Origin of the sequence: Sphingomonas sp. 1185 (genome assembly GCF_040544655.1) — a bacterium.
Lineage (GTDB): Bacteria > Pseudomonadota > Alphaproteobacteria > Sphingomonadales > Sphingomonadaceae > Sphingomonas.
Genome location: NZ_JBEPKL010000040.1, coordinates 1 through 22,918, shown reverse-complemented (window position 1 = coordinate 22,918; position 22,918 = coordinate 1). Strand labels below are relative to the sequence as shown.

12 protein-coding genes and 3 pseudogenes are annotated in these 22,918 nt (G+C 63.7%); 7 read left to right on the top strand and 8 right to left on the bottom strand.

Going from position 1 to position 22,918, the window contains the following annotated elements:
• Positions 1 to 23 precede the first annotated feature (23 nt).
• From ABIC44_RS18330 to ABIC44_RS18315, 4 genes are all read left to right on the top strand, one after another.
• Complete coding sequence (locus ABIC44_RS18330; protein WP_307098198.1) at positions 24 to 236, top strand: heavy-metal-associated domain-containing protein; 213 nt, start codon at positions 24 to 26, stop codon at positions 234 to 236.
• Between the two features lie 105 nt (positions 237 to 341).
• Positions 342 to 2,144: an ABC transporter ATP-binding protein/permease gene (locus tag ABIC44_RS18325; protein ID WP_354296853.1), complete on the top strand. Its 1,803-nt coding sequence runs from the start codon at positions 342 to 344 to the stop codon at positions 2,142 to 2,144.
• A 62-nt stretch (positions 2,145 to 2,206) separates the two neighbouring features.
• Complete coding sequence (locus ABIC44_RS18320) at positions 2,207 to 4,855, top strand: TonB-dependent receptor domain-containing protein (protein WP_354296852.1); 2,649 nt, start codon at positions 2,207 to 2,209, stop codon at positions 4,853 to 4,855.
• A gap of 77 nt (positions 4,856 to 4,932) precedes the next feature.
• Positions 4,933 to 6,207 (top strand): S41 family peptidase, encoded by a 1,275-nt coding sequence (locus ABIC44_RS18315; RefSeq protein ID WP_354296851.1) that lies wholly within the window; start codon positions 4,933 to 4,935, stop codon positions 6,205 to 6,207.
• Positions 6,208 to 6,217: 10 nt separating this feature from the next.
• Here the strand turns inward: ABIC44_RS18315 and ABIC44_RS18310 are convergent.
• The 7 genes and pseudogenes from ABIC44_RS18310 to ABIC44_RS18280 all read right to left on the bottom strand — a co-directional run bounded on the left by ABIC44_RS18310 (position 6,218) and on the right by ABIC44_RS18280 (position 20,108).
• Positions 6,218 to 7,005, bottom strand: a pseudogene (locus ABIC44_RS18310) (IS5 family transposase).
• A gap of 230 nt (positions 7,006 to 7,235) precedes the next feature.
• Complete coding sequence (locus ABIC44_RS18305; protein ID WP_354296859.1) at positions 7,236 to 8,696, bottom strand: amidohydrolase; 1,461 nt, start codon at positions 8,694 to 8,696, stop codon at positions 7,236 to 7,238.
• Between the two features lie 26 nt (positions 8,697 to 8,722).
• Positions 8,723 to 11,659, bottom strand: a complete 2,937-nt coding sequence (locus ABIC44_RS18300; RefSeq protein WP_354296850.1) for a TonB-dependent receptor domain-containing protein — start codon at positions 11,657 to 11,659, stop codon at positions 8,723 to 8,725.
• A gap of 257 nt (positions 11,660 to 11,916) precedes the next feature.
• Positions 11,917 to 14,703 carry a M14 family metallopeptidase gene (locus tag ABIC44_RS18295; RefSeq protein ID WP_354296849.1) on the bottom strand — a complete coding sequence of 929 codons (2,787 nt, stop codon included), beginning with the start codon at positions 14,701 to 14,703 and terminating at the stop codon, positions 11,917 to 11,919.
• Between the two features lie 92 nt (positions 14,704 to 14,795).
• Positions 14,796 to 16,169, bottom strand: coding sequence for a putative 2OG-Fe(II) oxygenase (locus ABIC44_RS18290; RefSeq protein WP_354296848.1), 1,374 nt, complete (start codon positions 16,167 to 16,169; stop codon positions 14,796 to 14,798).
• Entirely contained in the window at positions 16,166 to 17,494 is a 1,329-nt protein-coding gene (locus ABIC44_RS18285) for an amidohydrolase (protein WP_354296847.1), read from the bottom strand. Before ABIC44_RS18285 ends, ABIC44_RS18290 begins: the two co-directional genes overlap by 4 nt.
• Before the next feature lie 94 nt (positions 17,495 to 17,588).
• The gene (locus ABIC44_RS18280) at positions 17,589 to 20,108 is read right to left on the bottom strand and encodes a TonB-dependent receptor (protein ID WP_354296846.1); all 2,520 of its coding nucleotides are present in this window, start codon (positions 20,106 to 20,108) and stop codon (positions 17,589 to 17,591) included.
• A gap of 194 nt (positions 20,109 to 20,302) precedes the next feature.
• On the opposite strand from ABIC44_RS18280, the gene ABIC44_RS18275 reads away from it, so the two are divergent.
• Entirely contained in the window at positions 20,303 to 20,818 is a 516-nt protein-coding gene (locus tag ABIC44_RS18275) for an RNA polymerase sigma factor (protein WP_354296845.1), read from the top strand.
• Positions 20,818 to 21,804, top strand: coding sequence for a FecR family protein (locus ABIC44_RS18270; protein WP_354296844.1), 987 nt, complete (start codon positions 20,818 to 20,820; stop codon positions 21,802 to 21,804). The genes ABIC44_RS18275 and ABIC44_RS18270 overlap by 1 nt, the downstream gene beginning before the upstream one ends.
• A gap of 99 nt (positions 21,805 to 21,903) precedes the next feature.
• Here ABIC44_RS18270 and ABIC44_RS18265 read toward each other — a convergent pair.
• Positions 21,904 to 22,170: pseudogene (locus tag ABIC44_RS18265) on the bottom strand (IS3 family transposase); the annotation flags it as partial.
• 16 nt (positions 22,171 to 22,186) lie between these two features.
• Between ABIC44_RS18265 and ABIC44_RS18260 the strand changes: the two are divergent.
• Positions 22,187 to 22,819 (top strand): annotated as a pseudogene (locus ABIC44_RS18260) (transposase); the annotation flags it as partial.
• Positions 22,820 to 22,918: the final 99 nt, after the last annotated feature.

The window sequence follows — 22,918 nt, the reverse complement described above, 5'->3', positions numbered from 1 at the left end:
GCGCTTCATATGAGGAGGAAATCATGAGTTCGGTGCAGATGACGGTTGACGGCATGACCTGCGGGGGCTGCTCGGGCCGTCTCAAGCGAGTGATGGAGGCCGCGGAGGGCGTCGCGTCGGCCGAGATCGAACTGGCGACCAAGCAGGTGGTCGTGGCCTTCGACCCGGCGCTGATCGATCGGCAGGGGCTCGAAACGATCGTGAAGGATGCGGGCTTCACCGTCGTTCCTGCCTGATTGGCTCCCAACCGATGCGAAGGCGGCGCGTGTCGGGGACGACGGCGCCTTCGCATCCCAAACCAACAGCCATCACACTCAACAGCCATGCCGGGGGGCGGGACCATGAGCGACCGACTGGGGACAGCGCCGATCCAGAAGCCGACGATGCGCGCCGCGCTACGGTTGCTGGGTGGCTACTGGATTTCGCGCGACCGATACTGGGCATGGCTGCTGCTGGGAACCAGCATCGCGCTCCGCTCCGGGTCGGTATGGTGCACGTTGCAGTTCTCGTTGTGGAACAAGCGGCTCTACGACGCGATCGGCGTCCGCAATCTCGACGCCTTCTGGTCCGAGCTTCTGTTCGTGGCCGGGCTCAGCCTGATCGCGGTCCTGGTCGATACCTTCACCATCTGGATCAGGATGATCCTGCAGATGCGCTGGCGGGTGTGGCTGAACGCCCGGTTCCTGGCCGGCTGGCTGGAAAACAAGAGCTATTACCGGATCGAGCGCGCCGGACAGATCGACAACCCCGACCAGCGCATCGCGCAGGATCTGGCCCTCTACTCCGAAAAGGCGCTCGAATACGGGTTCGAGATCTATCGCCAGCTCGGGGTCATCGTCACGCTTGGCGTAGTCCTGTGGGCCGCATCACGCGCGCTTCACTTCGACATGGGCGGGCATTCGGTAGCGATACCGGGCCTCGCCTTGTGGGTGATGATCCTGTTCGTGCTGGGCGGTAGCGCGATCGTCGAATGGATCGGCCGACCGCTGAACCGGACCCGCTATCGCCAGCAAGCCTATGAGGCGGATTATCGGTTCGATCTGGTCCGGGTGCGCGAATATGCCGAACCGATCGCGCTCTATGGGGGCGAGCAGGCCGAGAGCGCACGGCTGGGCACCGCATTCGCGCGGGTTCGCGGAAACTGGAAAAAGCTGGTCGGCGATACCAAGCGGGTCATGCTGGGCGTCGACAGCGTCAACCAGTTCGGACAGGTACTGCCCTATCTGATCGCCACTGGCGGCTATTTCAGCGGGCACATGACGCTGGGAGACCTGACCCAGATGGTGCAGGCCTGTCTTCAAATCCGCATCGCGCTGTCCTGGTTCGTCCTCAACTATCGCGAACTGGCCGAGTTGCGCGCGACAAGCCGTCGCATCTGCGAATTCGACGGACTGCTCGCTGGCCGCGCCGGGGCGGCGAAGGGATCCGAGGGGGGCGGCGCCCTGACCATCGAGGCCAGTGGCGACGAGATGCTCCGCACTCGCGACCTGACACTGGTGACGCCGGAGGGACTCGCATTGACCGATCCGGTTTCGCTGACCATCCGCCCCGGCTCGTCAAGCGTGGTGTGCGGGCCGTCCGGATGCGGCAAATCGACCTTTCTGCTCGCGCTTGCCGGGCTGTGGCCGCACGCACGGGGCAAGATCGAACTGCCCACCGGACCCGCGATGTTCATCCCGCAGCGCCCTTATGTGCCAGGCGGCACGCTGAAAGCCGCGCTCGTCTATCCGGCGTCGCTGGACGATTTTACCGACCGGGATTGTCGCGCCGCCCTCGTCTCGGCCCGGCTGCCTCGCCTCGTCGAACGGCTGCGCGACATGGCGCCGTGGCAGAAGTGTCTGTCGCCGGGCGAGCAGCAGCGGCTGGCCTTCGCGCGGCTCTTCCTTCACCGACCGTCGCTGGCCTTCCTCGATGAAACCACGTCGGCGCTCGACCAGGATACCGAGGAGCTTCTCTACCGGCGGCTGCGCGACGCCCAGCCCGACCTGACCATCGTCAGCGTCGCGCATCGGGGATCGGTGATCGCGCTCCACGACCAGATTTTCACCATTTCCCCCGTCGGGGATGCGCCGGTCGTACCGGCATCAGCAGCGCAGGAAACGTTGTCCGAGACGCTCAAAAAGGCGCCGGCAACATCCCGTTGAGGAAAACTCAACACCAAAACAGGGGGTGTAGGACAATGAAATATTGCAATGAATTCCGTCGCATGGGTCTGCTCGTCGCGGGGCTTGCCGTATCGCTCCCGGTTGCCGCCCTGGCGCAAGCCGTGCCGGAAAAGCGGGACGGCGCCGACACGCGCGAAGGTGGCTCGGACATCGTCGTGACCGGCTCGCTGCTGCCCGGCACGGACAAGGAAACGGCGGGACCAATGGTGGTCATCACCGCCGAGGATATGCAGGATAAGGGTTTCGGCGAGGTCTCCGACGCGCTGCGTAGCCAGTCTTTCATGACCGGGGCCATGCGGGACTCCACGCCGGGAACCGGCAACATGCAGGGGGTCAAGCAGATCAATCTGTTCGGCCTGGGGGCCAGCTATACCAAGGTGCTCGTCAACGGCCGGCCGACCGCCAATTATCCGCTCAACAACAATTCGGGCGACGCCGGAAATTTCGCCAATCTGGCGAATGTTCCAATGGCCATGGTGGACCGGATCGAGATCCTGCCGGGAACCCAGTCCGCGATCTATGGCGCGGATGCGGTCGCCGGGGTCGTCAACATCATCCTGAAGACCAGCCTCGACAAGACTACGGTATCGTTGCGCGGTTCGGGCTATAGCGAGGGCGGCGGCCGGGGCATCCGGGCGCAACTGACCGGCGGCGCTACCCTGCCGACCGGCGGCACGCTGACCTATGGGTGGGAATTCAACGATCGCCAGGCCATTCTGGGCATCGATCGGGCCAGGACCGCCTATTCCCCCTTCAAGGACGAGGCCTTCGCCCGTCTGTCGTCCAGCAGCTATTATGATCCGGGCACCGCAGGATGCGCCGCGATGGCCGGGTTGTTCGGCGGCACCATGACGTATCGCGCCGAAGGCGCGGCGCGCTATTGCGGCAGCGACTATACGCGCAGCATGCTGGCCACCTACGACAGCGCGCGGCGCAATGGGAGCGGCTATCTCAGCCTGAGCCAGCCGCTGTCGGGCGACCATGTCCTCTATGCCGACCTGACGGGTACGCTGTCGCGCACCGTGTCCAATTTCGGTCCCGTCTATGTCTGGCAGAACTTCCTCGATACCGGGTCGGGGCGGACCTATCTTGTCTCGCGCGAAATCGCACCCGAGGAGATGGGCGGCTGGACCACTTCGGCCGCCCGCCAGTTTGGTCGCCAATATGACGTCGCCATCGGCGCGCGCGGGCCGATGGCCCGTGGCGGGTGGCGATATGATTTTTACGGCTCGCGATCGGATTCGCGACTGAAGCAGAAAACGCTGCTGCCTGTTCAGGCCACGATGACCAGCTATCTGGCGCAGCGATACGGCAATATCGCGCAGGTATTCGTCCCGTTGACTCCCGAGGAGTATCGCGGCTTTTCCGGCACTCAGACGCGCCTCGCCTCCAACCGGATACAGCAGATTCTCGGCAAGGTCTTCAACAGCACGCTGCTCGATCTACCCGGTGGCAGCGCGGGGCTTGCGATCCAGGGCGAGATCGGGGACGAGAAATGGATCGACACTCCCGATGCTGGGTATCAGGCGGGACTCTATTTCGGGGGAGCGCAACTGGCCTCGCTGGGGTCTCGGCGTCATGCCGGGGTCGCTGGCGAACTGGCGCTGCCTGTACTGCCCTGGCTGAGCGGCAGCTTCGCGGCGCGCTATGACGGTTATGGCTATGTCGGGAAATCGATCGGCCGGGCAACCTGGAAGGGCGGCGTGGAACTGCATCCGGTCGACAGCCTGGTGTTCCGAGGCGGCATGGGCACCGCGTTCCGCGCGCCTGACATGTCCTATCTGTTCCTCGGCCAAAGCACCGGGAACAGCAACAATTACGACCTGTACCTGTGCGACCAGATGGGCGTATCGAGAACGTCCAACAGTTGTCGCTACATCATGCGCAACACCTCGTCGGGAAATCTTGACCTGAAGCCCGTGACCGCGCGGTCCTGGACCGTTGGCGCGATATGGTCGCCGACCAAGGCGCTTCGCCTGAGCGCGGATTTCATGAATATCACCATCCGCAACGAGGTGCGGGCGCTGACGGTCGCGAACATCCTGTTCGACGAAGCCGCCTGTCGCGAAGGACGCGACGTTTCGTACCTGTCCAGCTGCGACTATGCCCGGTCGCTGGTCAAGCGCGATCCCGCGACGGGCCGCGTGACCGACATCACCCGCGGCTTCTTCAACGTCTCCACCAAGCAGACCCAGGCACTGATGATCGCCGCGCAATATACGCTGCCTGCGGCATCGATCGGTACATTCCGTCTGGACGCCAATTACAATCGGACGCTGCTGTTCAAGTCGCAGGCGGACTCGGTGTCGCCGATCGTCGACCAGCTGAGGAACCCCAATAACGGCGGCATCTTCAAGGATATATTGAATGCCAGCGTGACACTGGACCGTGGGCCGGTCAGCGGGACCGTGTTCGTGAATCGCTATGGCGCCTCGCCCAACTATGCGCTGCTGGTCGGAGGCCCGACCTCGACCAGCTATGGAACACCCGGATGGGACCGCGGATGGACGCTGGTGAACCTGAGCGCGCGATATGACCTGGGTGCAGGCCTGAACGTCAGCGGTGTCGTCAACAATGTTGCCAACCGGATGCCGCCGTCCAGCAATTGGCAGGGCTTTCCCGGTTACAATGCATCGCTGTTCAACGTCTATGGCCGCAGCTTCATGCTGGAGGTGAGCAAGTCGTTCTAAAGAGCAGTGGTTGTTCCGCCCCGACCCAACGAACGCGGGGCGGAACGGTGCGGATCGACACGGGGGGGCAGGTTGGAATGAAGGCTCGGGTCGCCGCGAACGAACGACATCTATACGATCTGGATCATCTCTTGCGTGAAATGGGGCGGAGCTTCACGCAGATCTACCATGCGCGTCGCAAGTTCGGCGTCGATATCGTGCGGCAGGCGGAATCGCTCGCCGCGACGATCGCCGCGGCGGACCGAGCCTATGACGCGCACGAATTTCACGCCCTTCTCGACCGGTTCATCTTCACGCCGGGTGTCCAGCGAGCCGGCAGCCGGTCCTGGCACGCGATGCCGAGCAACGTCGGCGTCCTGCCACGGGAATTCTACTTCGAATTCTTCCTGCGGACCCGGTCCGCGGTAGGAGGCTATGATGCCTATGTCGGCGATCTTCTGAAGCGACCGGAGGTGATTGAATTCTACACCGGGATACAGGATGGACCGGATCGCATCGAGGAGATCGGCTGTCTTGCGCTCCAAAGCCGGCAGCGCCTGTATGAAAGGCCATCGCATGGTCGCCTCCCGACGGTGACGACCGATATTCCGATCGAGGGAAAGGTCGCCCGCGTCGCCATCGACAACATGGGTCCGAACATGGCCCAGTATCCCGATTTCTATTCGGCGCTGGAAGAACGTCTGTTCGATTTCTATCAGACGATCGCGACGTTCGGGCATCTCATCTTCGACGTGCGGGGTAATCCGGGTGGCTTTACCCCGTTCGTCGAACGGATGCTGGTCGGCCCGCATTTGAGCGCCCCGGTCGAATTGAGCGGGTTCGTTCTATTTCCCCGGTATGATGCGGGTGATCATGCCCATCTGTGCACCGAGACCTTTTATCCGATGGACCGCTATCCTCGGATAGACCTGGCCACGATGGTACGGCGGGGAATGCTCCCGGCGCTGGACGCCGATGACGAAGCCATGCTCGACGCGGGCGCGTACAATCATTGGATGACATTCTCGCCGACCAGCCGCCGAAGTCCCTTTGCCGGAAAGATCTGGATCCTGATCGATGAGGTGACGGGCTCCGCATCGGAAGTATTCGCGATCCTGGCACGTCGGGCTGGCATCGCGCAGATTGTCGGAGAACAATCGGCGGGCAACCATTCCAAGTCGCGGGGACAGGGCTCGCTGCTCTTCATCGCCCTCCCCTATTCCGGGATAGTCGTGACCTGGGATCCGGTGTATTTCACCGACGCCGCGGGCCGTCACGCCCATGAACATCATGTCCTTCCCGATCATGAAAACCGGCCAGGGCTGGATGCGTTGCAAACCACCCTGGCAATCATTTTGGAAAGCGAAGGCTGACTAGAGGCTGTTATGAACCTACGGCGAGTGCGGTAGCTTGTTTCATCATGATGGAGGCGAAAGCGACGACGTGAAGTCCGGCAAGTGTCTGGGCATAGCGTTCATAGTCTTTGACGAGGCGACGGAAACGGGTTGCCCAAGCGAATGACCGCTCCACGATCCCGCGCCTTGGCAGGAGGACGAAGCCGCGCTTGGCCTGCGGGAGTTTGACGACCTCGAGCGCGATGCCGTGCAAGGCTGCGGCATCGGCGGCCCGTTGGCCGGTATAGCCCTGGTCCACCCAGGCAAGGTCGACCGTATCGCCGGTGACCGCCTGTACGGTGCGAGCAAGCAACTCCACCTCGCCACGATTCTCGGCGCTGGCTGGCGTGACATGGAGGGGCAGCAGATGGCCTAGCGTGTCGACGGCCATGCGGATCTTCGAGCCCTTCTTGCGCTTTGCCCCGTCATAGCCAGCACGCTCGCCGCTCTCGGGCGTGGAGCGCAGCGCTCGGCTCGGCCCTGTGCCCGGCCGCCAGCGCGCAGGACCGCGCGCAGATCGTCCACCAGCGCCTCGAAGCAGCCCGCCGCCAGCGAGCGCTGCGTCTGCTGGTACACTGCCGCCCAGGGCGGCAGGTCGTTGGGCATCCATCGCCATGGTGCGCCCGTCTTCACGATGTAGCGAAGGCCATTGAACACCTCCCGAAGGTCGTACTCCCGCTGCCCGGCATCCTCGCGTTGCAGCAGCAGGTACGGTACAATCAGCGACCATCCCTCGTCGCTGACGTCAGACGGATGCGGCCTGCGGCGAATGCTCATCTATCATCGATGAGTCGGACGCCCCTACAAGTCTATAACAGCCTCTAGGCAACAGACCCCGATCGAGCGCACTTTTTCCTCAGGGCAGGCATGCCTGCCTTGAGGAAAAAAGAGCCGGTTTTCTTCTAAAGACCGGACAGAGACGGGGTGAGGCTCAACCTTGGTCCAGACTGTCATAGTCGATACACCACTCTGAAGCGGGCTGCTCAAACGCCACCCGCTGTTCGTAGTTATCTCGACGCGGTCTTTCGGTAATCCAGCGGTGGCTTGCGATTCCCCAGCATAGCCTCATAGGTGAAATTCGGCCCCCGACGCTTCTGGAACTCCGCCTTGGCAGCACCTATTTCGGCCGGGTGTCGGAACAGTTCAGCCGCCGTCAGCGCGAGCGTCTTGGAAGCGACGATGGCGCCCTTCACGCCGATGCTTGATCCCGCCGCCGCGACGTTCTGCCAGCTATGCCCCGCCGAACCCGGCACGAAGGTGGCGGTCGACAGCCCAACCGTCGGCGTCACCCAACTGACGTCCGACACATCGGTCGACCCGCCGATCGCCTTGGTCTCGAGCCGAGCGGGTTCGATCTGGCCGACGCTGGCAAGCGCGGGCGCGCCCGCCGGCATTGATTTCTGCAACTGCGTGGCGAAGGCGATCTCTTCGGGTGTCCAGGTGATCCCGCCCACGGCATGCAGCCCGCGATCCATCGCCTTCATCAACACTTCGTTCGGCAACAGGCTGTAGACGCCACCGATCTGTTCGAAGTCGACCGTCGTTTCGGTGCCCATCGCGGCGCCCTGCGCGGCCTTCTTGACCCGCTCCATCACCGATTTGACGATCTCCGGATCCTGGTCGCGGACATAATAATAGACTTCGGCCTCGTCGGGCACGACGTTGGGCGCCTTGCCCCCGTTGGTGATGACATAGTGGATCCGCGTATGGTCGGGGACATGCTCGCGCATCATGTTGACCATGGCGTCCATCGCCTCGACGCCGTCCAGCGCCGACCGCCCCTTTTCGGGCGCGCCGGATGCATGCGACGACTTGCCGTGGAAACGGAACTTGCCGGAAATATTGGCAAGCGACGGTGCCTGCGACGCCGAGTTCACATTGCCCGGGTGCCAGTGCAGCACGGTGTCGACGTCGTTGAACAGGCCTTCGCGAACCATATAGACCTTGCCCGACCCACCTTCCTCGGCTGGCGTCCCATAGACACGGATTTCGCCCTGCACGCCATAATTGACCATCCAGTCCTTGACGGCGATCGCGGCATAGGTGGACGCGGTGCCGAACAGATTGTGGCCACAACCATGACCGGCATCCCCACCCAAGGGGGTCCGTACCGGCACTGCGGCCTGTGACAGACCGGGGAGAGCGTCATATTCGGCAAGCACGCCGATGACCGGTCCGGTCCCGTTTCGGAAGCTCGCGACGAAGGCGGTCGGCTCGCCAGCCACCCCCGCCTTCACCGTGAACCCCGCAGCCTTCAGCCGGGCTTGCAGCAGCGCCGAGCTTTTCGTCTCCAGATAGCCCATCTCGGCATATTTCCAGATTTGCAGCGCGGTGTCCGAGATCGGCGTGGCATTGGCATCGATCGCGGCGATCAGCGCGGCGCGATCGGTGGGCGCCAGATCCTGTGCCGTTACGGGCATGGTGGCGGTCGTCGTCATCAGCGCTGCCCAGAGCATCATGGTCTTCATCATCTATCTCCTCAACTCCGCGCGGATCAGAACTTCTTGGTGATTCCCATGAAGAAGTAGCGACCGATCACATCGTAATTCTGCGCGTCGTAATTGCCTTGGGTGTCGCCGACCTGCGGTGGCTTCGTGTTGAACAGGTTGGTGACGCCCATCCGGAATTCGGTGGTGCCCCCCGCCTCGAACCGCGCGTTCAGGTCGTACACGCTGTATGCAGCGACGCCGCGCGTGCTGCTCGCGGGATTCACGACCTTCGCCGAGGCGATCATGCCGTCGATATACCGCCACCGCAGCCCGAGGCTGGCTCCGCCCAGGGAATAGGTGAACGATGTCACCGACTTCCATTCGGGATGCGCCAGACCTGCCGTCGTTTCGACGCCGGTCCCGATGCTGCCGGCATAATCATAGCTCGGCGCGCCCGGCAGCGCCTGGATCGTGAACGACGCCAGATAGCTGACCGCGGTATTCAGCGCGACCGTCCCGGCGTTGCTTCCGAGCCCGATGTCGGAAAGATTGACCTTCCAGTCGAACTGCGCGTCGATGCCCCGCACCTTGAAGGTCCCGAGGTTGAGCAGCGGTTGCAGCGGGTTCACCGGCACGCCGTTCGACGTATTGCGGGAGATTAGCGAGCAGTAATAATTGCTTGCTGCATATTGCGGGTTGTTGCCACCCGCGTTGAAGCAGAACTGGAATGCCTGCGCAATCGAAAGCGGGCCGACCGCCTGCTTGATGTCGATGCGGTAATAATCGACCGACAGCGACATGTTGCGGAATAGCGGCGACGAGAAGGGCGACTGGATCACGCCCCCCGCTGAATAGGTGTCGGCGATTTCCTCCTGAAGGTCGGGGTTGCCGCCGGTAAGCGCGAACACCTGCGCCGTGCCGAGCTGATAGCTATCGATGATCGCGGTCGGCACACCCTGTTGCAGGCACAGCGCACGGACCTGTGCGCCGTTCGCTCCGACGCGGTAGGAGGATCGCACATCGCACGGATCGCCGTTCGCGGTGGTCGCGGCGGGGCTGCCGATCGCGACGCTGCCGGTCGAGATCGGGGCGTAGAGCTCGCCCACGCTCGGGGCGCGGATCGCGCGGTTATATCCCCCGCGCAACCGCAGCGCGTCGAACACCTGCCAGTTCGCATCGGCCTTGTAGGCATGCACGCCGCCGACCGAATTATAGTTGGAATAGCGATAGCCGAGATCGAGATCGAACTGCTGGATCAGCGGGATATCGTGCAGCAACGGCACGAGCAGTTCGCCATAGACCTCGCCCACCCTGACCGTTCCGCCAGCCGCGCGCAACACGCTATAGCCCAGGATATCGCTGGTCCCGTCAGGCAGCGAAAGCTGTGCATCCGGCTGGAACGCATAGGAATTGCTGCGATAATCGGCGCCCAGCGCGAAGCGGAGGCTCCCCGCCGGGAGTTCTGCCAGGCCGCCCTGGATATTTGCCTCGATCGTCTTTTGCTGAAGTTCGTTGGTGTTGAGCGTGCGCCGTGAGATATAGCTGACACATTCCTGCGAAGGCGTCACGTTACCGAACGGGTTGAAGCCACCGGCGCACAGTTCGGTGCCGCCAGTCGGGCTGTTGAGCAGGCGCGAGATGGCGCCCGCGCTGGCGCCGCCGGTTTGCGCGTTCTGGAACTTGGCCTTGCTGGTGTTCGCGTAGATGTCCCAGGTCCAGTCGCGGATGCCGAGCTTGCCCGACAGTCCGGCGGTCAACTGATATACGTCGTACTCATAGGACTGGACGCGCGGGCCCAGGATGTTGAGCGCCTTGTAAAAGGTGACCGCCGCATTTGGGTTGGGCCGCGACGCCAGGATCGAGCGGAAGGCCGGGGAGATGAACGGGTTCGTCGTCGGCACGCTCAGGCCATAGACGTTCGAGGCCAACGTTGGGTTGGTGATCCCGACCGAATTATAGGTCGTGTAGCTGAACTGGCCGAACGCCTTGATGTTGTCGGTGACGTCGTAGTCGACCTTGCCGAACACCGAATAGCGATCAAGATCGGCCTGTAGCGATCCGCCATTATAGCCGAAATTGACCTGCTGGCTGTTAGTGCCGCTGTTGACGATATAGGCTTCGTCGGTCTGGGGATCGCGATAGTTGAGCACGGGCACGCCCGCGGTGCTGAACAGCGTCTGGTCGGTGTTGAAGCCGATCTGCCCGGTATAGCGTCCGGCGGCATTGCCGGTCAGAGCCGGCGTTCCATATTGTCCCACGAACACCGAATTGACCGCGGCGAGCGTCGGCAGGTTGGCGCCGAACAGCGCGGTGCCCTGCGGAATCGTGCTCAGCCCGGGCGTGGTGGTGCGGAAGGTATAATAGTCGCGCTTGATCTGCTGTGCAGGATCGCGGCGGGTATAATCGAACGACAGCACGGCGTTGCCGCGATTATCGGCGAACGTCGAACCGGCGGTTGCCGTGATGCGATAGGTGTTGCCGTCGCCATAGTCGCTCACACCGGTCTGGCCGTTGAGGGTCACGCCCTTGAAATTGCGCCGCAACCGGAAATTGACCACGCCGGCGGTCGCGTCCGACCCATAAGTGGTCGATGCCCCGCCCGTGATGACCTCGATATTCTCGATCAGGGCTTCCGGAATGGTGTTCAGATCGACTGAGCCATCGGGGTTGGAGGGCTGCATCCGGCGGCCGTCCAGCAGGATCAGCGTGCGCTTCGCCCCCAAGCCGCGCAGGCTGGCATTGGCCTGGCCACCGTTCAGACCGGTGCTGGTGCTGCCGGTATTGCCCTGGCCGAACGCGCCGGTGAACTGCGGCATCTGCGACAATGCGCTCTCGACGGTGACGCGACCAGTATTTTCCAGCGTATCGCTCGATAGCGAAACGATCGGGCTGTTAGCGACATAGTCGGACCGGGTAATGCGCGATCCGGTGACGGTGACTTCCCCGAGCGATGCATCCTCGGGCTGCTCAGCCTGCGCGCTGGCCGGTGGCGCCGTCGGCACGCTGCTCTGCGCGTGGGCCGTGCCGGCCGCGAGTGCAATGGAAGCGCAGCTCCCGCCGAGAAACGCCCGCGTGATACCCCGTACAACCATGTCGAACTTCCCCCTTGAACCAACCGCATCGTTGACGGCCTCAAGGATCATGACGCGGTCCGATAGCGGCACCTCACGCGCGAAAAGAAAAAGATTCCAGGAAAAGGAGAGCGATTGTTTCCAACCGCTCCCCGAATACCATTCTCACGTACTAATATATCATGAGGTCAACGTGTGGCGGTCACCGAAGGACCGTATAGCAGGCCGTTGAACAGCAGCTTGAACGTCGCATAGGGCTGTGCGCGCTGGGTGATTTCAGGGCCCATCGCGAACAGCTTGCCCTTGCCCAAATCGGCATCCACAATCGCGACCGTGCCGTCGAGGCGACCTTGCCCCACCGCCCAGCCGCTGCGCAACGGCGCCGCCCCCTCGAACCACGCGACCTTCTTCGCGGTGCCGGACAGCGTGAACGGCTGACTCTCGTCGAAGAAGATATCGACCGTCGGCGTCATGCCGTATGCCAGCGGCTGCCGGGTATCGACCCGGGCGGACAGCAGTGCGCCAGGAATGTAGAATTGCTTCTTGTCGAGCGCAGCGAGCGACCCATCGGCCTTCTTTGTGACCAGCGCAGGCTGTATCTGCGGATCGAGCAGGGTCGCCAGCCGGTTCGCGCTGCCGACCGTCACCACCGTCCCCCCGCCCCTTGCGAACGCCGCGACCGCTGGCAGCGTCTTTTCGGGCGTGACCTCGCCCAGCCAGCCGCGATACTCGGCGGGGATGCTTTTCGCGGCAGGCATCGCGAACCGATTGCCACCCGGATACGGCCCGCCCGGCGTCGAGGGCACGGTACCGTCGGCAAACAGCAGCACATCGTATTTGGCGTTCAGATTCCCGGCATCCAGCTCTTGCGGATACACCACGCTGAACGGGAATTCATATTGTTCGAGCAGCCAGCGGGTCCAGCCGGCGGGGATCACCCCGCCATAGCGATCGACCAAGCCGACGCGCACCGGTTTCAACGCCAGCTTGGTGGCATTGGGCGCACGATCCACGGCATAGGCGTCGATCCCGAGCTGCCTGATCGACGGCGCCATGATGGCAGCGGCGGCCGCCGACGCCGGAACCCAGATCGCACCCGCCGCCAGATCCTTGCCGCCCGCCTTGGTCGCCGTCTCGATCCAGGCCACGGGCACACCCGCTTTCAGCAGGCGATTGGTGAGAATGAAGCTGTTGTTCGCCTCGTGCCCGATGATCCAGCCCGCCTTGCCCGATCCGATCACGCGGCCGGGGTTTACCGTCAACAGGTCGGGCACGGGTTCGAAGCTGCCCGAAAAATCGTCGAGCACGCGATCGAAGCGGATGCCCATCTGATAGGCCAGCGTATAGCCGGTGACATCATACGGCGCCTTGGGCGGGCCGCCGGGGAATTCGGGGTCGTGCGGATGATCCTGCGGTTCGAACATGTCGATCACGTGCGGGCGATATGCCTGCGCGGTCTTCACCACATAGGTCCCCGCCGGATAGCGCTTGCCGCCGGCGGTGAACGGCGCGGTGGCACGATCGACATCGACGCCGTTCTTGATCAGCGCGTTGAGGAACGCGATCGTGGTCGGCATGTCGCGCTGGTCGGGACCCAGCACATAGCCACGCGGGTCGCGCTTGGCCGGGTCCTGCAATACCGTGGCATAGAGCGAAGGCGCGACCATCCCCTCCTTGGCGCGGCTATTATAGCCCACATAGCCCTCATCGGCCTTGGCCCCCTTCCCCGCCTCCTTCAGCGCATCGACGCGTTTTGGCGTGGTGGTCCAGCTATCCTTGCTGCCGCGAACGATCGCCTGATTGCCCATCCGCCAGACATTCATCAGCAGCCGCTCACGATTGCGCGACGCGTAATCCATGACCGCACGGTTCAGCGACCATTGATATTCCAGGCTGTCCTTCAGGTGCCAGTTACCCGGTGCGATCGGCAACGGCTCATCGCTGCGCGCGAGTTGGGTGTCGGCGATCAGCGGGATCTTTTCCGGCGTCGGACCGCCGATGATCTCGGTCAACAGCCCGATCGAATTGTGGAAATAGGCGACGGAGCGCTCCATGCCGTTATGCCAGGTAGAATAGGGCGCGGCGCTGCGCATCCCCGATCCGCCTTTCTGCTCCGACACCAGCCGGCTGTGCATCGCGGAGCCGACCTCCTGCAATTCAGTCATCACGATCGGATTGTAATTGTAGTTGAACGGGTCGCGGAACGGCGGCACGAACACCACCATGCCGGCAGGGCCGGTCTGGTGCTGATTGAAAACGATCTGCGGAAACCAGGTGCGGAACAACATCCTATTGACCGCTTCGGTCTCCGGCATCTGCACCATGAAGCTGTCGCGGTTGTTATCGTGGCCGATATACTTTTGGTAGAGGCGCGGGATGGTCCGGAACTCGCGGTCCTTGGCCTCGGAGTTGCGCATATACCAGTTGGCAACCAGCTGAAGCCCGTCCGGATTGTCCTGTGCGAACAATATGATCTCGTCGTTCAGCACGCGCATCGTTTCCGCGTCGGTCCCGGTCAGCATGCGGTAGAGCACATGGATCTGGCTTTGCGTCGTCACCGTCTCGGTCGCGTGCATGCCGGCGTCGATCCATACGATCGCCTTGCCCTCGTTCGCCAGCGCCTGCGCCTCGGCCTCGGTCTTCACCTCCGCCTTGGCGAGTTTGCGCGCGATGTCCCGGTAATGGTCGAGCTTCGCCAGGTTCGCAGGGGAACTGACGATCGCGACCCACATCGTGCGCCCCTCCGCCGACTTGCCGATATCGACCAGCTTCATACGATCCGATTGGCTCGCGAGCTTCTTCAGATAGGCTTCGTAGGCGTCGTAATCGGCGAGGAAATAGTCGCTGCCCGGTTCCTGCGCGAAGGCTTCGAACGGCGCGGTAACGGTACCCACCTTCGGCGTGATCGGTTCGGCGGAGGCCGCACTTGCAAGCGCAAACGCGCCGGCGCCCAGAAATAGCATGACCTTCGACATATGATATCGCCCCTTTGCCGCCGGACGTCACCGCCCCCGTGTTCATCAAGACGTATGCTCATGTCGGTCCCTCAGTCGGCTTCGATGATAAATCAGCCCGGCAGAAGATCGAACGCCACCGTCAGCCGCGGGGCGTCCCCGGAAAACGGCTCGGTACCGTGCCAGAGATAGGAGGGAAACAGCACCAGTTGCCCCGGCACCGGCCGGACATGACTGGTCGGCAGCAGCGCAGGTCTGGTCGGCACGCCGGGCCGACCGAAGGCCAGCCAGCCCTGCGGTTCCTCCGCCACGGACGCCGGCAGATCGACATAGAAAGCGGACGACAACCAGCCCAGCGGATGAACGTGATCGGTATGATAGCCACCGGGCCGCAGCAGCACCGACCATGCGCCCGCAAAACGATATCCTCCGGTGATGCGCCGCCGTACTGGATCGGCGCCCGTCCCCAACTGCGCCAGATGCGCACGGATCGGCATGTCGAGCGCCACGAACAGCGCGCGCAGAACCGGATGATCGACCTTGCTCAAATCTTCTTGCGTCTGACTACCTTTGCGAAGCGACTGGCCGAGCGGATGGGTTCGCCATGCGTGGCGCGCGCGCAAGGTCTGCGCGAGATCGTCCAGAAATGCGGCGAGCGACGGCCATCCCTGCGGCACGTCAATGCGGTGCACGGAGACCAGTGCGGGATCATCGCACAGCGCGGCATGACGCGGATCGCCCAACAGTCGCCACGCGGTTGCGAGCAATGCGATCACCCCCTGATCGTCCGGTGCGGCAGCGCTGATCCGCATCGCCAATGCCACCGCCTCTGCGGGACGCCCGGCGTGCAGCAAGGCCTCTACCACCGCCTTCGCCGCTTCGGCGGACGACGGCGCAAGCCGCAAGGCCGCCATCGCATGGGCAAGCTGGCCGTCGACGTTGTCCAAAGCGGCCTGCGCATTGGCGGCAAGCAAATGCAGCCCGGCATCCTCGGTGCGCCCGATCGCTCGGTCCAGCACCGCTACCGCACGTGCGGGCTCGCCCGCGCTCATCAGCACGACCGCTTCGACGGACGCGAGCGCCGGTACGCGGTCCGTGTCGATCGCCGCCAGTGCCGCGCCAACGTCAGCAGTCCGCATCCACCGCAGTTGCGCCAGGTCTCGATGCGCCGCGACATAGTCCGCGCGCGCCCCGATCGCAGACAGGAACGCCGCCTCCGCCGCATCAAGATCCCCCGTTCCCTGCAAAGCCCGCGCGTGGACCAACCAGGTTTCGGGCGCGGTCGATCCCTTGGCAAGGGCGCGAGCGGATGCCTCCACCGCCCCGGCGAATTCGCCGAGATCCCCCAAGGTAGAGGCAAGATTATGCTCCGCCACCGCGCTTTCGGGTCGTTCCGCGACGGCGCGGGCGTACAGGGTCGCGGCGGTGCGCAGATCGCCCGCCGCCTTGGCCCGCCGCGCCTGCTCCATCGTCGCGGAGGCGGTCACTTGGGCATCGTCACCATCAGCACGGCAAGCGTCAGGGTGCGGATACCCGTACGGATCGCCTTGTCGTGATCGGGTGCGAAGAAGGGCGAATGGTTGCTCGGCACCGCCTCGCCCTTGGCCTTGAACGCGGCCAGTGTCGCGGCGTCATAGCCGCCGATCGTGAAATAGACCGACGGCACGCCGGCATCGACGAACGCTGACCAATCCTCGCTCGCCGACCATCCGGGCGCGGTTGCGGGCACAAAGGTGACGCGGTCGCCACCTGCCGCCTTCAGTTCCGCCGCCGCGCGTTCGGCAAGCGCATGGTCGTTGAACACCGCAGCGGTGCCGTACAGCCATTTCACCTCGGGTACCGGCGCCATAGACATTGCCGCCGAAGCCTCGGCGGTCCGCTTCACACCGTCGAGCAGCAATTGCCGCACATCCTTGTCGAACGACCGCAGGCTCAGCTTCAGCGTGGCGGTGTCGGGGATGATGTTGCCAACGGTTCCCGCCTGGAATGCGCCGACGGTGACCACCCCGAACGCGTTGGCGTCCTTCTGGCGGCTGATCACCGCCTGTACGTCGGTAACGAAATGCGCGCCCATCACGATGGGATCGATCGTCGCGCTCGGCATCGATCCATGCCCGCCGCGCCCCTTGAAGGTGATCTGCAAGCTGTCCGAATTGGAGCTGGTGACGCCGTCCTTGATCAGCACCGTGCCCGTCTCGCCCGACCCAACATGCGCGGCGAAACCGTAATCCGGCTTGGCGAACCTGGTGAACAGCCCGTCATCAAGCATCGCCTTGGCGCCTTTCAGCTGCTCCTCGGCGGGCTGGGCGATGAACATCAACGTGCCCTTCCACTGCGATTTCATCGCCAGCAGCGCCTGGGCCGTCCCGATCCACGCCGCCATGTGCACGTCATGGCCACAGCTTTGTGCAACGAAGGTCGTCTTGCCTTCATATTCGGTCTGCGCACGGCTTGCATAGGGGAGCCCGGTCTTCTCCTCCATCGGCAGGCCGTCGAGTTCGGTGCGCACCATTACGGTAGGCCCGGGGCCATTACGGTAGATCGCGACCACCCCCGTTCCGCCCACCTTCTCGGTCACGGTGAAACCCATGGCCTTCATCTTGCTCGCCAGCAGCGCCGCGGTGCGCACCTCCTGCATCCCGATTTCGGGATGGGCATGGATATCACGGTACAGCGCGTCGAGCGCGGGATAAGTCTTCTCGATCTGGGCATCGATCGCCGCCCTGTTGACGGCGGGGCCGGGCGCGGGGTCGGCCCACGCCGCGCCGACGCTTGCCATCATCGCACATCCGGTAAGCAGCATCATCTTCATAGAAAACGTCCATCGTTCGAGACCGGGGCGATGCCCCCCTTCTTTGCGAGACGCGATTGCGTTCGATGCCCTCACCGCCACGACGCCGCGCCTGTCATAAATCGCGATCGAGCGACAGCGTCACCGTGCGCGGCGCGCTGCTGTAGAATTGCCGCTCGCCGAATGAACTCGACGTCAGCCGGTTCGCGACGACCGCATTCAGCACATTGCGCACACTGATCGCGGCGCGCCACCTTGCCAGCTGGATATCGGCGTTGGCGTCCATTACGAACCGTGCCGGGGTAACTTCGTAATAGGTACTGCGATCGTTGAAGGCGGTCGGCACACGGGTCGCGCCGAGCGCGTCGATACCGAAAGTGGCAACTTTGCCGCCCGCTACCAGCATGCTAGCCTGCGCCCCAGCCGCATAGCCCAGCCGGGGCACATTGGGCAGCGGATCCCCGCGCCGTCCGGCGCCATCCGTGGTACCGACCGGCTGGTCCTCGCCAAGCCGCGCATAGGTATAGTTGGCCGACCCGGTGAGCCGTACGGCACCGATCGCCAAGCTTGCCTTGGCCTCGACACCATCGATCCGCACCGTGCCGATATTGGTATTGTACCCGAACGCGCCGTTTGCACTCGACGCCGCATAGATCACGTCGGACCAATCGATGTGGTAGACTGCACCCTCGATGGCGACCCGCCCGCCCGCCCCCCTGGTCCTGACGCCCAGTTCGTAGTTCCAGACATGGTCGGCGTCGTAAATGCGTTCCTGTTCGGTCAGGTCGGGCGTGATGTTGACCCCGCCGGGCCGGAACCCCTCCGATGCGATCGCATAGACCAGGGCTTCGCCTGGCAGCCGATAGGCGAGTTCCGCCTTCAGATTGACCCCGTCGTCGGCGCGCGCATAGCGGCCGTTGCCGATCGCGCCGGTCCCCGTGATGATATTGGGAATCGGGACCGACCCATCGGCACTACGCCGATAGTGGAAATACCGCAGCCCCAATGTCGCCGACAGTCGCGGCGCGATGCCCCAGCGCGTTTCCGCAAACAACGCCTGCTGGTCGAGCGTGCTGTGCAGCAGCCGCAATCCGGTGATGTCGACCGGTACGATTCGCTGCCCTGTCACAGCGTCGGCACGGACCGTATAGCTTTCCGCCGAATCGCGCCGCCGCTCGACGAACGCCCCGATGGTCCAGGCGGGCGCCCCCGGCCGGTCGGAGGACGCGCGAACCTCCGCGGTCGTGCTCTCGACGCGAAACGGCTGGTACAGCACGCCCGGCAATCGCGTTTGCAGATAGGCCTGGAATGCGCTGCGCTGTTCGGACGTGCAGCCGGCTTTGCCGACAAGCATCGCATATCGCCTGCAACTCGCGTCACTGGCCGCCTGCTGCGCCAGTACCGCCGTGAAGTCGCCCTCCTTCACGATCGTCCAGCGATAGTGCGAGCCCGTCGCGACGACCGCGACGGCGGCGGTCGTCCAGTGTGCGGTGATACTGGCGAGGTCGAGTCGCTCGCTATTGGGCGTACGTACCGGCTGATCGTTGCGATAGCGGCCGAGGTCCGGGTACCAGAATCCCGCGTCGTCGATCTGCGTATGCTGGTGGAGCGCCAGCGCATCGACGCGCACCGCCTGCGATGGTGTCCAGGCAAGTCCCAGCCGGAGGCCTTGGCGCAGCACGGCGCCGGTGTCCTTCAACGCCAGCCGATCATTGTCGATATAGCCGCCAACCGTCCGACGATGCACGACGAACCGCGCTGCCAAGGTGTTGCGGACGATTGGCGCGTTGACAACCGCAGCGAGATTGTCGCCTGTCCCGGCGCCCTGTATCGCCGACACACCACCCTCGACATGCCCCGTCCAGCGCGTCGCGTCGGGTTGGTTGAACAGCACCCGCAGCGTACCGCCCATCGAGCTGGCGCCGTAGAGTGTACCCTGTGGTCCGCGAAGCAGCTCGATCCGGTCGATATCGACCAGGTCGATATCTGGGGTACTCGCGGCGGGATCGAAAGTGGTTCCCGACGGCCCGCTGATTGGGGTTTCCCCATAATAGACCCCGACCATGGACTCGCCGGTTCCGGTGACACCGCGAATCGCGATCCGCTGCTGCAGCGGTGCCGTGGCGATCGGTACCAGCCCGGGCAATATGGCGGCGGCGCTGCGAAGGTCATACGCGCCCCGGGCCAAGACCCGGGCACCACTCACGGCGTCCATGCTGATCTCGGTATCGCCGAGAAAGGTCGGGCGCTTGAGTGCCGTGACGACGATCTCGGCAGGCGGTGCCGGGATGTCCGGCACGCGCCCCGCCGGTCCCGCCGCCAAGGTCCCGGCAACCGATCGCCGCGTGGCCTCGCGAACGATGATGATCACGCCAGCGCGGACACGCTTTGCGACCAACCCGGTATCGGCGAGCAGAATCCGAAGCGCGCGCTCCGGTTCGATCGGCCCGTGCAGCGCCACGCTGGTGCGGCGGCCGATCACCGCAGGATCGAACAGGATTTGCTGCCCCGTCTGGATCGCCAGTCGACGCAGCGCGACATCCAGCCGTCCGGCGGGGATGGCTAAGGCGACCCGGTCGTGCGGCGACGATGCCGCCTTGCCGTGAATGAGGCAGGCTAGAGATATCGCAATCATTCGTATGGCAAGGTCACGGGCATGCATCAGGACGCGTGGTTCGACCCCCGGAATACGCTGTTGCCTCTCCCATCCGCTCTGATGACGGTTTGGTGACACTGTACGCTTGACGGCCTGCTGGCAACATGGTCGATTGCGGCGAATATATATAAAGGGGGATGCCGGAGGCTCGGGCGGACAAGACGGGGCCGATCATGCGGAATTCCTATGCACGCAGACCCGGCGATGACGGGGGGGCCATCGACCTATCGGGCCATCTCAACGCGGTCCGGCGGTTCCTGACGAAGCGTGCGCCGATCGGCGAAGTCGACGATCTGGTCCAGGAGGTCGCGTTGCGCATGCAGACCCGCCGCACGCATGCCCCCATCGACAATATCGACGGGTATCTGTTCCAGGTCGCGCAAAGCGTGCTCGCCGATCGCGGCCGCCGCGACACGGTGCGCCACCGTTCCGCGCACGACAGCCTCGAAGAAATTCATCATCCCGTTGAGGATCGCTCGCCCGAGCGCGTCCTACAAGGCAAGGAGCATCTCGCGCAGCTCATCGCCGCGATGAATGACATGCCTGAGCGCATGCGCCAAGCGTTCATCCTTCATCGCTTCGAGGAAATGAGCTACGCTGCGATCGCCCGACATATGGGCATATCGGTGAGCGCAGTCGAAAAGCATATCATGAAAGCCATCAAGCACCTTGCAGGCTCGCTACGCTGATGGGTTCCGTATCGAGGGATCCGGACGCCGCGGCCGCATCCTGGTATGCGCGACTGCATGCCCATGACGCGACACCAGCAGATCGGGCCGCGTTCGGGCAGTGGCTATCGGCGGACGATGCGAATGATCGCGCCTGGCATGAACTAGTCTCCACAATCCGGATCCTGGATGACGCGCGAAGCGATCCGGCGCTGCTGGCGATGGTGGCAGCGGCCCGCGACCAAGCGCGCCCCGCCACTGTGCGTCGCTGGTGGCCGATGGCGACCGCCGCTGCCGTGCTGCTGTCCATCAGCACCACTGCCGCGCTGGTCGTCGACAGATATGCGGCGCGGCCAGCGACCCAGGTCGCGGATATGCGCTATGTGACGCCGACCGGACGAGTGCGCACTGTCACGTTGCCGGACGGAACGCTGATGACCCTCGATGCCGCGTCCGCGGTTCGCGTTGCGGTGCCGGGTGCGACCCGCCGTGTGGCGATCGATCGCGGCCAGGCGTTTTTCAAAGTCGCGCATGATGCCCGCCATCCGTTCATCGTGTCGGCAGGCGGAAACAGCGTCACCGCGCTCGGGACGCAATTTGCGGTACGCGCGGTGGCCGACCGGGTCGTCGTCAGTTTGGTCGAGGGATCGGTTCGCGTCGACAACCGCGTGATGGATCGCACGATGACGCTGGTGCCGGGCAATACGCTAATGATCGACCGATCGGGTGTGCAACTCACCAGCGCAGGTGCCGATATCGCCACCGGATGGCGCAAGGGTGAACTGACGTTCGAGGCTACGCCATTGAAGGAGGTTGTGGCCGAGCTTAACCGCTATTCCACGCAACACATCGAACTTACCGACAAGCGCCTGGAGAACCGTGTGTTCAGCGGCGTCCTGAAGATCGATGGCGGCGGTTCTGCGCTTGCCGACGCGCTATCGGCTTATGGGATCGCTCGCGTAATATATGCCGACAAGACACGATTGGCTCTCGCTTCCCAATCGTGAAAAGCAAGTTGCGCGGGCAATCTTGTCAGGGCGGCAGAGCGTCGCTCCTGATCCGTCTGTCGGTCGATGCGAGCTGCTGCCGGTTCCGCGGACACGAGGTCAAGCTACGTTCGCTTGCCGCTCGAAATCCATGAGGCTGAGGTAGCCCAGGGTCGAGTGGCAGCGCGTCGGATTGTAGAAGCGCTCGATGTAATCGAACACGTCGACCTTTGCGTGATTGCGGGTTCGATATGTTTTCCATCCAGCCCGCTCGGTCTTCAGCGAGAAGAAGAAGCTCTTCATCGCCGCGTTGTTCCAGACGTTGCCCGACCGGTGGTCTGCCTTGGAAAAACTGGTCCAATTCTGAAGAGAGCCCTGCCGAGCATGAGAATTGGAGGAATATATGGGACGTCAGCGATTTATGCCGGAGCAGATCATTGCAAAGCTGCGTGAGGTGGATGTGTTGGTCGGACGGGGCGGCACGGCGGTGGAGGCGTGTCGCCAGATCGGGATCGCGGAACAGACGCTATATCGGTGGCGCAGGGAGTATGGTGGCCTGAAGGTAGATCAGGCGCGGCGGATGAAGGTTCTGGAGCGCGGGAATGCGCGGCTGAAGAAACTGGTGGCCGATCTCACGTTGGACAAGGCGATCCTGCAAGAGGCGTCGAAGCTGACTTTTTGAGTCCCTCCCGTCGCCGTGAGGCGATCGATCGGGTCCGTCGCGCATTGCCTGTATCGGAACGGCGGACCTGCAAGGTGCTTGGCCAGCATCGTTCGACCCAGCGCCGCCGAGGGACGATGTCGACGAGCAGCGCCTGACCGTCGACATCATCGCACTGGCGAAGGACTACGGTCGTTACGGCGATCGTCGCATCCACGCCTTGCTCGGCCATGCGGGCTGGCAGGTCAGCCTGTCGGTCGTCGAGCGTATCTGCGGCGGGAGGGTCCCAAGGTACCAAAGAGGCAGCCGAAGCGTCGCCAGCTCTGGCTGGGCGACGGGTCGTGCATACGGCTGCGCCCGCAGCATCGCGGGCATGCGGTGAGTAGCCCCTAGATTTCTGGACGCCTTCGGTCCTAATTTTGAGGACAGGAGGCGATGATGGGGAAGCCGAATTTCAGCGAGGCCTTCAAACGT

Coding starts and splice junctions, on each gene's coding strand:
- ABIC44_RS18315 (WP_354296851.1), top strand. CDS start 4,933: ATGAAGGCTCGGGTCGCCGCGAACGAACGACATCTATACGATCTGGAT.
- ABIC44_RS18275 (WP_354296845.1), top strand. CDS start 20,303: ATGCGGAATTCCTATGCACGCAGACCCGGCGATGACGGGGGGGCCATC.
- ABIC44_RS18330 (WP_307098198.1), top strand. CDS start 24: ATGAGTTCGGTGCAGATGACGGTTGACGGCATGACCTGCGGGGGCTGC.
- ABIC44_RS18295 (WP_354296849.1), bottom strand. CDS start 14,703: ATGTCGAAGGTCATGCTATTTCTGGGCGCCGGCGCGTTTGCGCTTGCA.
- ABIC44_RS18305 (WP_354296859.1), bottom strand. CDS start 8,696: ATGAAGACCATGATGCTCTGGGCAGCGCTGATGACGACGACCGCCACC.
- ABIC44_RS18285 (WP_354296847.1), bottom strand. CDS start 17,494: ATGAAGATGATGCTGCTTACCGGATGTGCGATGATGGCAAGCGTCGGC.
- ABIC44_RS18320 (WP_354296852.1), top strand. CDS start 2,207: ATGGGTCTGCTCGTCGCGGGGCTTGCCGTATCGCTCCCGGTTGCCGCC.
- ABIC44_RS18280 (WP_354296846.1), bottom strand. CDS start 20,108: ATGATTGCGATATCTCTAGCCTGCCTCATTCACGGCAAGGCGGCATCG.
- ABIC44_RS18325 (WP_354296853.1), top strand. CDS start 342: ATGAGCGACCGACTGGGGACAGCGCCGATCCAGAAGCCGACGATGCGC.
- ABIC44_RS18270 (WP_354296844.1), top strand. CDS start 20,818: ATGGGTTCCGTATCGAGGGATCCGGACGCCGCGGCCGCATCCTGGTAT.